6 protein-coding genes are annotated in these 10101 nt (G+C 73.8%); 4 read left to right on the forward strand and 2 right to left on the reverse strand.

The features are described from left to right. Positions 1 to 455: 455 nt before the first annotated feature. A complete protein-coding gene (locus ACZ4QV_RS33350) occupies positions 456 to 905 on the forward strand; it encodes a PTS sugar transporter subunit IIA (protein ID WP_361586007.1) in 450 nt (149 codons plus the stop codon). Between the two features lie 78 nt (positions 906 to 983). After that, a complete protein-coding gene (ptsP, locus tag ACZ4QV_RS33355) occupies positions 984 to 2654 on the forward strand; it encodes a phosphoenolpyruvate--protein phosphotransferase (protein ID WP_361155244.1) in 1671 nt (556 codons plus the stop codon). Positions 2655 to 2856: 202 nt separating this feature from the next. Here the strand turns inward: ptsP and ACZ4QV_RS33360 are convergent, their stop codons facing one another. Together ACZ4QV_RS33360 and ACZ4QV_RS33365 are read right to left on the reverse strand one after the other, a co-directional pair. Next, positions 2857 to 3828, reverse strand: coding sequence for a hypothetical protein (locus ACZ4QV_RS33360; protein WP_467763804.1), 972 nt, complete (start codon positions 3826 to 3828; stop codon positions 2857 to 2859). Positions 3829 to 3929: 101 nt separating this feature from the next. Then, the gene (locus tag ACZ4QV_RS33365) at positions 3930 to 5969 is read right to left on the reverse strand and encodes an acetoacetate--CoA ligase (protein WP_361155242.1); all 2040 of its coding nucleotides are present in this window, start codon (positions 5967 to 5969) and stop codon (positions 3930 to 3932) included. Between the two features lie 394 nt (positions 5970 to 6363). Here ACZ4QV_RS33365 and ACZ4QV_RS33370 point away from each other — a divergent pair, with 394 nt between their 5' ends. Beyond that, the gene (locus ACZ4QV_RS33370; protein WP_361586003.1) at positions 6364 to 8844 is read left to right on the forward strand and encodes a glycoside hydrolase family 31 protein; all 2481 of its coding nucleotides are present in this window, start codon (positions 6364 to 6366) and stop codon (positions 8842 to 8844) included. Positions 8845 to 8946: 102 nt separating this feature from the next. Further along, on the forward strand, positions 8947 to 9951 hold the full coding sequence (locus tag ACZ4QV_RS33375) for a methyltransferase (protein WP_361155238.1): 1005 nt from the start codon (positions 8947 to 8949) through the stop codon (positions 9949 to 9951). Positions 9952 to 10101 lie beyond the last annotated feature (150 nt).

A 10101-nucleotide genomic window follows, 5' to 3' on the forward strand; every position in this document is an offset into this window, starting at 1 on the left:
CGTGTGCCGGTGGACGGGGTATCAACATATCTGGCGTTGACTTTTGGCACGCTGTTGAGTTCTCAAGGAACGGACGCTTCCTTTGTGCCTGTTTCGCCAGGCTCTCCGGGCGCTTCCCTTCGGTGTTCCACCACTCTATCAGGCCGTTTCGGGCTTCCGGACCACCGTGTTTTCCGCAGACATGCAGAAACGAGGTCGAAAATCTCGATCAGTTCTGAAGGAGTGCCGCCCGTTGTCCGTGCCGCGAAGTGATCGCGTTCTGTCGGACCGGGGCAGGTGTCAGACAGTACAGGGCCGCGTCGGACGGGGCAAATCGATTCCCCGGGGACGCTGCTCCGGGGCTGGTGTCGCGCGTGCGGAACCCTCACTTCTTATGACTTACGCTCTGATCGGTGCGCCGTCCAGGACAGGTAGTGACGGCGGCCTGAAAGATCTCCACCCCTGGGAGGACTCCCATGACCACCGTGACGTCCCCGCTCGCTGGACGCGCCATCGGACTCGCGGCCGTGCCCGACCCGGTGTTCTCCGGCGCGATGGTGGGTCCCGGTACCGCCATCGACCCGGTGCGTGAGCCGTCCGAGGCCGTCTCGCCCGTTGACGGTGTCGTCGTCTCGCTGCACCCGCACGCGTTCGTCGTCGTCGACAGCGAGGGCCACGGCGTGCTGACGCACCTCGGTATCGACACCGTGCAGCTCAACGGCGAGGGCTTCGACCTGCTCGTCAACAAGGGCGACACCGTCACCCGCGGCCAGGCCGTCGTGCGCTGGAACCCGGCCGCCGTCGAAGAGGCCGGCAAGTCGCCGGTCTGCCCGGTCGTCGCGCTGGAGGCGACCGCCGACTCCCTCGGTGAGGTCGTCGAGGACGGCGACATCAAGGCCGGCGAGCAGCTCTTCAGCTGGCAGTAGCCCCTGCTGCCGTTCCGACGGCACGTACGACAACCACCGCGGCGGCAGTGACCGCCGCATCAACCGGAGACGGGTGAGATGGAGACAACGCTGCGAGGCGTCGGCGTGAGCCACGGTGTGGCGATCGGCGAGGTGCGGCACATGGGCACGGCGGTCCTCGAACCGCCGGCCAAGCAGATTCCCGCCGAGGAAGCGGAGCGCGAACAGGGGCGTGCCCGCAAGGCCGTGGAAGCTGTGGCCGCCGACCTGATCGCGCGGGGCAACCTGGCGGGCGGCGAGGCCCAGGCCGTGCTGGAAGCCCAGGCCATGATGGCCCAGGACCCGGAGCTGATGGCCGACGTCGAGCGGCGCATCGCCGTGGGCAGTACCGCCGAGCGCGGTGTCTACGACGCCTTCGCCGCCTACCGGGCCCTGCTGGCGGGTGCCGGCGAGTACCTGGCCGGGCGGGTCGCGGACCTCGACGACGTGCGGAACCGTATCGTCGCGCGGCTGCTCGGCGTGCCGATGCCGGGTGTGCCGGACAGCGACGAGCCGTACGTACTCATCGCGCGGGACCTGGCGCCCGCCGACACGGCGCTGCTGGACCCGACGCTGGTGCTCGGCTTCGTGACCGAGGAGGGCGGGCCGACCAGCCACAGCGCGATCCTCGCGCGGGCGCTGGGGGTGCCGGCCGTGGTCGCGCTGCCGGGCGCGGGCGAACTGGTCGAGGGCACCGTCGTCGCCGTCGACGGCAGCACGGGCGAGATCTTCGTGGACCCGAGCGCCGAGAAGCGCGCGGAGCTGGAGCAGGCCGCCGCGGCCCGCAAGGCCGCGCTGGCGGCTTCCACCGGCCCGGGTGCCACGTCGGACGGGCACAAGGTGCCGCTGCTGGCGAACGTCGGCGGTCCTTCGGACGTGCCGGCGGCCGTGGAGGCGGGTGCCGAGGGTGTCGGGCTGTTCCGTACCGAGTTCCTCTTCCTGGACGACAGCAAGCAGGCGCCGTCGCAGGAGAAGCAGGCCGAGGCGTACCGCAAGGTGCTGGCAGCCTTCCCCGAGGGCCGGGTCGTGGTGCGGGTGCTGGACGCGGGCGCGGACAAGCCGCTGGACTTCCTGACGCCGGGTGACGAGCCGAATCCGGCGCTGGGCGTGCGGGGTCTGCGGACGCTGCTGGACCACCCCGAGGTGCTCCGTACGCAGCTGGCCGCGCTGGCCCAGGCTGCCGAAGGGCTGCCGGTCTACCTTGAGGTCATGGCGCCGATGGTGGCCGACCGGACCGACGCCAAGGCGTTCGCGGACGCGTGCCGCGAGGCCGGGCTGCAGGCCAAGTTCGGCGCGATGGTGGAGATTCCGTCCGCCGCGCTGCGCGCCCGGTCGATCCTGCAGGAGGTCGAGTTCCTCTCGCTGGGCACCAACGACCTGGCGCAGTACACCTTCGCCGCCGACCGTCAGGTCGGTGCGGTCTCGCGTCTGCAGGACCCGTGGCAGCCGGCGCTGCTCGACCTGGTGGCGCTGTCGGCCGAGTCGGCGAAGGCCGAGGGCAAGAGCTGTGGTGTCTGTGGTGAGGCGGCCTCCGATCCACTGTTGGCCTGTGTGCTGACGGGTCTGGGCGTGACGAGCCTGTCCATGGGCGCGGCGTCGATTCCCTACGTGCGCGCGACGCTGGCGAAGCACACGCTGGCCCAGTGCGAGCGTGCCGCTTCCGCCGCGCGGGCCGCGGACACCGCCGAGGACGCGCGCGCCGCGGCGCAGGCGGTGCTCTCCGGGGAATGATCCCCGAGGCTTGGTCCCCGGCGGACCCGGCGCGGCAGTGACCGGCCCGGCCTCCGGACCTCGCCGAGCAGGCAGCACGACGTTGGTACGGACGGCCGTCCCGCCCTTGTGGCGGGGCGGCCGTCCGGCGTTCACGGCAGAGCTGACGTCCTACGTTCGCGGTGGGGCGGCCGTCCTGCGGTGCGGCGAGGTGGCCGCCGTGTCAGTGGTGGCTGTGGTCGTGTCCCTCCGTTGGCGGTGGGTCGGGGAGGGTGAGGCCCGCGTCGTAGTCGACGCCGGGCTCGGGCGGGACGGGTTCGCCGGTGGCGGCGTCCGTGCAGTAGGCCGTGAAGACCTCGGCGGCGCTGAGCGGGTGCAGCCAGGCGTCGCGCAGGACCCAGCCGCGGACCGTGTCGCGCCCGGCGGTCTCGGCCGTACGGGAGACGATGCCGCCAGGGCTGCGCAGGGCGACGCCGGCGGCGAGGACCGTGCAGAAGACCAGCGTCGCGGCTTCGGACAGCTCCAGCCGGCCGTCCTCGCGGGAGTCGGCGTGCAGCACGGCGAGGAGCGGGGTGCCGGTCGCGGGGACGCTGCACACCAGGTGGTGGGTGCCGTCGCCGAGGGTGTCCAGCAGGCCGGTGACCGCGCGGGAGGCGCGCGCGAAGGCGGCCCGCGCCAGGTCCTCGCCGCAGTCCGCACAGGCTCCCGTGCGGGCGAGGAGCGCGGTGGCGCGGTCCCAGGTCGCCTGGCGTTCCGCTTCGTCGATGAGGACGGGCAGCAGCCGGGCCAGGGATTCGCCGGTGTACGGCAGGGTGGCGCCGGTACAGGCCAGTTCGGCCGTGTAGCGGGAGCGGCTGTCGGGGCGGTCGGGGTCCAGATCCAGGTCCGTGCAGAAGGTCTCGTACGCGACGGGGTCGAAGAGGGCGACGGTGGTGTGGATGCCCTGGGCGGTCAGTGAGCGCAGCAGGGTCTCCATCTGCTGGAGGTAGGCGGTGTGGTCGTCGAACGGGAAGGTGCGGTAGCGGCGCATGGCCGCGAAGTCCTGTGCGTCCGCCAGGACGGCGGCGGTGCTCGGGATCTCGCGGCGCAGCATGCGGCGTGCGGCGGCGGGCCCGCCCGGAGCGGTGCGTCCGGTGCGTGCGGTGTGTTCGTTGTCCGCGGTGCGGTCTGTGGTGCGTCGGGACGGTGTGGTCATGGCTCCCCCTCGGTCGGTGTGTGCTGCTCGCTCGGCGAGCCTCACTTGTGACTGAGAGTAATCGGAGGGTCTGACAACGGCCGTCCGCGACGGCCCGCCCGCTACCGTCCGCGCTCGGTCGCGGCGCCCTCGGCCGCGGCGCGCTCGGCTGCGATCCGTTCGTAGAACCGCAGGAGTTCGAGGTTGTCGACCGAGCCGGGGTTGACGGCCTTCTCCAGCGGGGTGCCCTGGAGGAGGCGTTTGACGGGGACCTCGATCCGCTTGCCGGTCAGGGTGTGCGGTACGCCGGGGGCCTCGATGATCTCGTCCGGGACGTGCCGCGGGGAGCACTGCGCGCGGATGGTCCGCTTGACGCGGTCGCGCAGGGCGTCGTCGAGCGTGGCGCCGGGCGCGAGGTGGACGAAGAGCGGCATCCAGTAGCCGCCGTCGGGCAGTTCGAGGCCGATGACGAGGGATTCGCGGATCTCGGGGAGGCGTTCGACGGCCTCGTAGATGTCCGCCGAGCCCATCCGTACGCCCTGGCGGTTGAGGGTGGAGTCGGAGCGGCCGTGGATCACGACGGTGCCGCGTGCGGTGCGGGTGATCCAGTCACCGTGCCGCCAGACGCCGGGGTAGGTGTCGAAGTAGCTCTCGTGGTACCGGGTGCCCTCGGGGTCGTTCCAGAAATGGATCGGCATGGACGGCATGGGGTTGGTGACGACCAGCTCGCCGACCTCGTCGGTCAGCGGCTCGCCGTGCGGGTCCCAGGCCTGGAGGTCGGTGCCGAGGCAGGGGGCCTGGAGTTCGCCGATGTGGACGGGGAGGGTGGGCGCCGCGCCCGCGAAGCAGCTGCAGACGTCCGTGCCGCCGCTGACGGAGGCGATCCACAGGTCGGCGGCGACCTCGTCGTGCAGCCAGCGGAAGCCGTCGGGCGGCAGCGGGGAGCCGGTGGTCGCGACGCACTTGACGGTGGTCAGGTCGAAGTCGCGGCCGGGCTGCACGCCGGCCTTGCGGCAGGCCATCACGTACGCGGCGGAGGTGCCGAACAGGGTGGTGCCGGTGCGTTCGGCGATCCGCCACTGGGCGGCGGTGTCCGGGTGTCCCGGGCTGCCGTCGTAGAGCACGATCGTGGCGCCCGCGAGGAGGCCGGCGACGAGGAAGTTCCACATCATCCAGCCGGTGGAGGTGTACCAGAAGAAGCGGTCGTCGGGTCCGAGGTCGCAGTGCAGGCCGGTCTGCTTGAGGTGTTCGAGGAGGATGCCGCCCTGGGACTGGACGATGGCCTTCGGCAGGCCGGTCGTCCCGGAGGAGTACAGGACCCACAGGGGGTGGTCGAAGGGGACCTGTTCGAAGACCGGTTCGGTGACGGCGGAGGTGAGGTCGGACCACTCCAGGGCGCCTTCGGGCGCGGGGGTCCCCAGGAGGGGGATGTGGACGACGGCGCGGAGGGTCGGCAGTTCGCGGCGGAGTTCGGCGACGGTGTCGCGGCGGTCGTGTTCCTTGCCGCCGTAGCGGTAGCCGTCGACCGTGAACAGCACGACGGGCTCGACCTGCTGGAAGCGGTCCAGGACGCTGCGGGCGCCGAAGTCGGGGGCGCAGGAGGTCCAGACGGCGCCGACGGCGGCGGTGGCGAGGAGGGCGACGACGGCCTGCGGGACGTTGGGGACGTAGCCGCTGACCCGGTCGCCGGGGTGTACGCCGAGGCGGCGCAGCTCGGCGGCCAGGGCGCCGACCTGGGCGCGCAGCTCGGCCCAGGTGACGGGGGCCGGGTCGTGGGTCTCGTCCACGTGCAGCAGGGCGGGCGTGTCGGCGCGGGCCGGGTCCTCGGCGGCGCGCAGCGCGTGCTCCGCGTAGTTGAGGGTGGCGCCGGGGAACCAGCGGGCGCCGGGCATCGCGGGGTCGGCGAGGACGGTCTCGTACGGCGTGGCGAAGCGGACGTCGAACCAGGCGGCGACGGCCTGCCAGAAACGGGACAGTTCGGTCACGGACCAGTGGTGCAGCGCGGCGTAGTCCGCCACCGGGTCGCCGGCGGTGCGGGCGGGAGCGCCGTGGTGGGCGGCCGCCCAGTCGTGGAACCGGGTGAGCTGGGCGCCGGCGATGCGGTCCGGGCCGGGCTGCCACAGGGGTTCCGGTTGCGGGTCGGACTGCGGTGCGGTGGTCATGATCGGCTCCCGGCTGTACGCGGCGTTGCGTGGACGCGGTGTGGGCGTGCGGTACGCGGTGTGCGTGGTCCCCGTCCGGTCCGGGGGATCGCCCCGGCGCAGCGCGGGGGCGCGTGCGTGTGACACGGCTGGGCAGGACGATGCCACGTGATCGACTTCTGCGCCAGGGTCGGCCGCACATTGGGGCCGCGGGCGCGCGTCGGGAGCGATCGCGCGTCCGTGTACGGCGGCGGCCCCGTACCTGTCGTCAGGAGCGGGCTCCGGCGTGGCCCGGTGGCCGGAACCGGCGGCGTGCGCGCCACCGGTGTGCCGCGTGTGAGGTCCTGGTTCTTCCCAGGTGAACGGGGTCTGAACAACGCCCCCGTCGCGGGCCGTCGATGGCAGGCTGAGCAGCATGGACGGGCGTGATCAAGAGCGGTCGGCGCGGTGGCCGCGGTGGGACGGGACGGCCGGTGCGGTCCGGGCCGTCAGGGCACTGGGATCGGTACGGGGGCTGCGGACGTGGCGGTCGGCGTGGCGGCGGCGCCGTGCCGACGCGCTGGGGCTGCCGCGGGGCGGCCGGGAGCGGGCGCGGGTGCCGGGGACGGCGGTGCGCGCGGAGCCGCAGCCGGGGGGCGGTGTGGTGCATTTCGCGCGCTCGTCACTGCGGGTGCGGGTGGCGTCGGGCGGTGCGGTGTTCTGCGGCTGGGACGACGCGGCGCCGGAGCCGTCGTACGCGCTGGCCGGGGCGTGCCCGGAGCCGGACGCGCGGGCGGTGCTGGAGCCCGGTACGGAGGGCGGCTGGCGGGTCGTGTCGGAGCGGGTGACGGTGACGGTGTCGCGGCACGGCACGGTGGAGGTGCGGACGCCGGGCGGGGTGGTGCTGCGGCGGGAGCTGCCGCCGCGCTGGTGGGACCGGGTGCCCGGGGACGGGAGCGGAGGGCCCGGTGGGGAAGGGCCGGGGGCCGGGGTCTCCGGGGACGGCGGCGGAGGGTCCGGCGAGCGGGCCGGGGACTCCCGTTGGGTGCAGCGCTCCGAGGTGGCCGCGGACGCCCGGTTCTTCGGGCTGGGCGGCCGGTCGGCGGGGCCGCGGCTGCGGGCGGGCACGTACCGGCTGTGGAACACCGACCCGGGCGGTGCGTTCGTGCCGGGCGACGATCCGCTGTCCGTGACGATGCCGGTGCAGCTCGTGGTGGCGGACGCCGGTACGCACCTGGTCTTCCACGACAACTCGTGGGACGGCACGGTGACGCTGCGCGAAGGGGTGGAGGGTGCGGGCTCCGGGCACGACCGGCCGGGCTGCGCGGAACTGCGGATGGACGGCGGCCCGTTGCGGTACTGGGTCCTGGCCGGTACGCCCGCCCGCGTCCTGCTCGGCTGGACGGCGCTGACCGGGGCGCCCGCGCTGCCGCCCCGCTGGGCGCTGGGTCCGCAGCACGCCCGGTGGGGTTTCGGCAGCCAGGCGGAGGTACGGCGGGTCGTCTCCGGCTACCGGGAGCGCGGGCTGCCGCTGTCCGCCGTGCATCTGGACATCGACCACTACGACGGCCATCGCGTCTTCACCGTGGACCGTACGGCCTTCCCCGACCTGCCCGGACTGGCACGGGAGTTGCGCGAGGAGGGCGTGCGGCTGGTGTCGATCGTCGATCCGGGGGTGAAGGCCGAGCCGGGCAACGCGGTGTACGAGGGCGGGGCCGCGGCCGACGCGTACGTACGGGACGCGCGGGGCCGGGCGGTGCGCGGAGTGGTGTGGCCGGGCGAGGCGGTGTTCCCGGACTTCACGGACGCGCGGGTGCGCAAATGGTGGGGCGGGCTGTACGCGGAGCGGCTGGCCCAGGGGTTCTCCGGGGTGTGGCACGACATGAACGAGCCGGTGTCGTTCGCGGCGTTCGGCGATCCTTCACTGCCGCGGTCGGCGCGGCACGCGCTGGAGGGCCGGGGCGGTGACCACCGGGAGGCGCACAACGTGTACGGGCTGGCGATGGCACGCGCCGGGTACGAAGGGCTGCTGGAACTGCGGCCCGAGGAGCGCCCCTTCCTGTTCTCCCGTTCCGGATGGGCGGGGATGCAGCGCTACGGGGGGACGTGGTCGGGGGACGTGGCGACCGGGTGGCCTGGGCTGCGGGCCTCGTTGTCGCTGGTGCTGGGGATGGGGCTGTGCGGGGTGCCGTACAGCGGGCCGGATGTCGGCGGGTTCTCGGGGGTGCCGTCGCCGGAGCTGTATCTGCGGTGGTTCCAGACGGCCGCGTACCTGCCGCTGTTCCGTACGCACTCGGCGATGACCGCGGGACGGCGGGAGCCGTGGGAGTACGGGCCCGAAGTGCTGGAGCACGCGCGGGCCGCGCTGCTGGAGCGGATGCGGTTGCGGCCGTACTTCGTGACGCTCGCGCAGTTGGCGCGCCTCTCCGGAGCGCCGTACGTACGCCCCGTCTGGTGGAACACCCCCCGCGACCGGAAGCTGCGCGACTGCGAGGACGCCTTCCTGCTGGGTGACGCGTTGCTGGTGGCGCCCGTGCTGGGGCCCGGGGTGACGCGGCGGGCGGTGCGGCTGCCGCGCGGGCGCTGGTACGACACGGCGGACGGGCGGGCGTACGACGGGCCCGGACAGGTGCTGGTGGACGCGCCGCTGTCCCGGATTCCGGTGCTGGCGCGAGCCGGTGCGGTGGTGCCGGTGGCGGGCGCGGACGGTACGACGGAACTGGAGGTGTGGACCCCGAAGGAGGGCCGCGGTGGTGGCGGCCTGGTCGTGCCGGACGCCGGTGACGGCTGGCAGCGGCCGGCGGTCGAGCGGTTCGTGACGCGGCTGGAGGGTGGGGAGGTGGTCGTCGGGCGTCAGGGCGGCGGCGAGGTCGGGTATCGGGTGCGGGTGCGCGGAGTGACGGGCGGGCACGGGTAGACGGCCGGTGGCGGATGCGTGGATCGGTCCGTTCGTACCGTGGAAGTGACAGCGGCGGCAGCAGCGCCGGTGGGGCACGACCGTGCAGAGAGGATCCGGGAAGTGGCGGACGGGGACGGGCAGGGCATCTGGGACATCGCGGATCTGGTGACGCCGATGGCGGTCCGGACCGTGGCGACGCTGCGGGTGGCCGACCACCTGGCGGACGGAGCGCGGAGCGCACGGGAGCTGGCCGCGATCACGAAGGTCGACGCCGGGGTGCTGGACCGGGTTCTGCGGCACCTGGTGACGATGAAGGTGTTCAGCCGTGACGACGAGGGCCGCTACGGGTTGTTGCCGCGCGGCGAGGAGCTGCGCGACGGCCACCCGTCCGGCGCGCGGCGGATGCTGGACGTGGAGAGCGCCATCGGCCGGGCCGACCTGGCGTTCGTGGCGCTCCCCCACTCCGTACGGACGGGCGAGGCGGCGTTCCCTCGGCAGTTCGGGCGTTCCTTCTGGGACGACCTGAAGACGGACCCGGATCGGACCGCCGACTACGACGCGCAGATGGGCGTCGACGTCGCACGGTGGGCCGAGACCGTCGTACCCGCCTTCGACTGGGGCTCGCTGGGGCGGATCGTGGACGTCGGCGGCGGCAACGGCACGTTCCTGGCAGCGTTGCTCGCCGCGCACCCCGGGCTGCGGGGCACCGTGTTCGACCAGCCGGAGACCGTACGGGCGGCACGCGAGACGTTGGCGGCGGCCGGGCTGGCCGGTCGCGCGGACGCGGTGGCGGGCGACTTCTTCGAGGCGCTGCCCGCCGGGGCGGGCGGCTACCTCCTCTCCGCGGTCCTGCACGACTGGGACGACGACGCGGCGCGGGCGATCCTGCGCCGGTGCGCCGAGGCGGCGGGGACACGAGGGCGGGTCCTGGTGGTGGAACGGTTCGGCGCGGACGGCGAGTCGGTGCACACGGGCATGGACCTGCGGATGCTCGTGTACTTCGGGGCGCGTGAGCGTGGGGTGGCGGAGCTGACGGCGCTGGCGGAAAGCGCCGGGCTGCGGGTGGCCGGGGTGCATCCGGCGGGCGATCTGGCGGTGGTGGAAATGACGGCCGCCGGGGAGTGACCGCGGAAGAGTGACCGCGCACGGCGGTGTCCCGGGCGTCCCGGTTACCGGCTCCCGGCTCCCGGCTCCCGGCTCCCGGCTCCCGGCTCCCGGCTCCCGGCTCCCGGCTCCCGGCTCCCGGCTCCCGGCTCCCGGCTCCCGGCTCCCGGC

It is taken from the genome of Streptomyces sp. NPDC026394 (genome assembly GCF_055567735.1).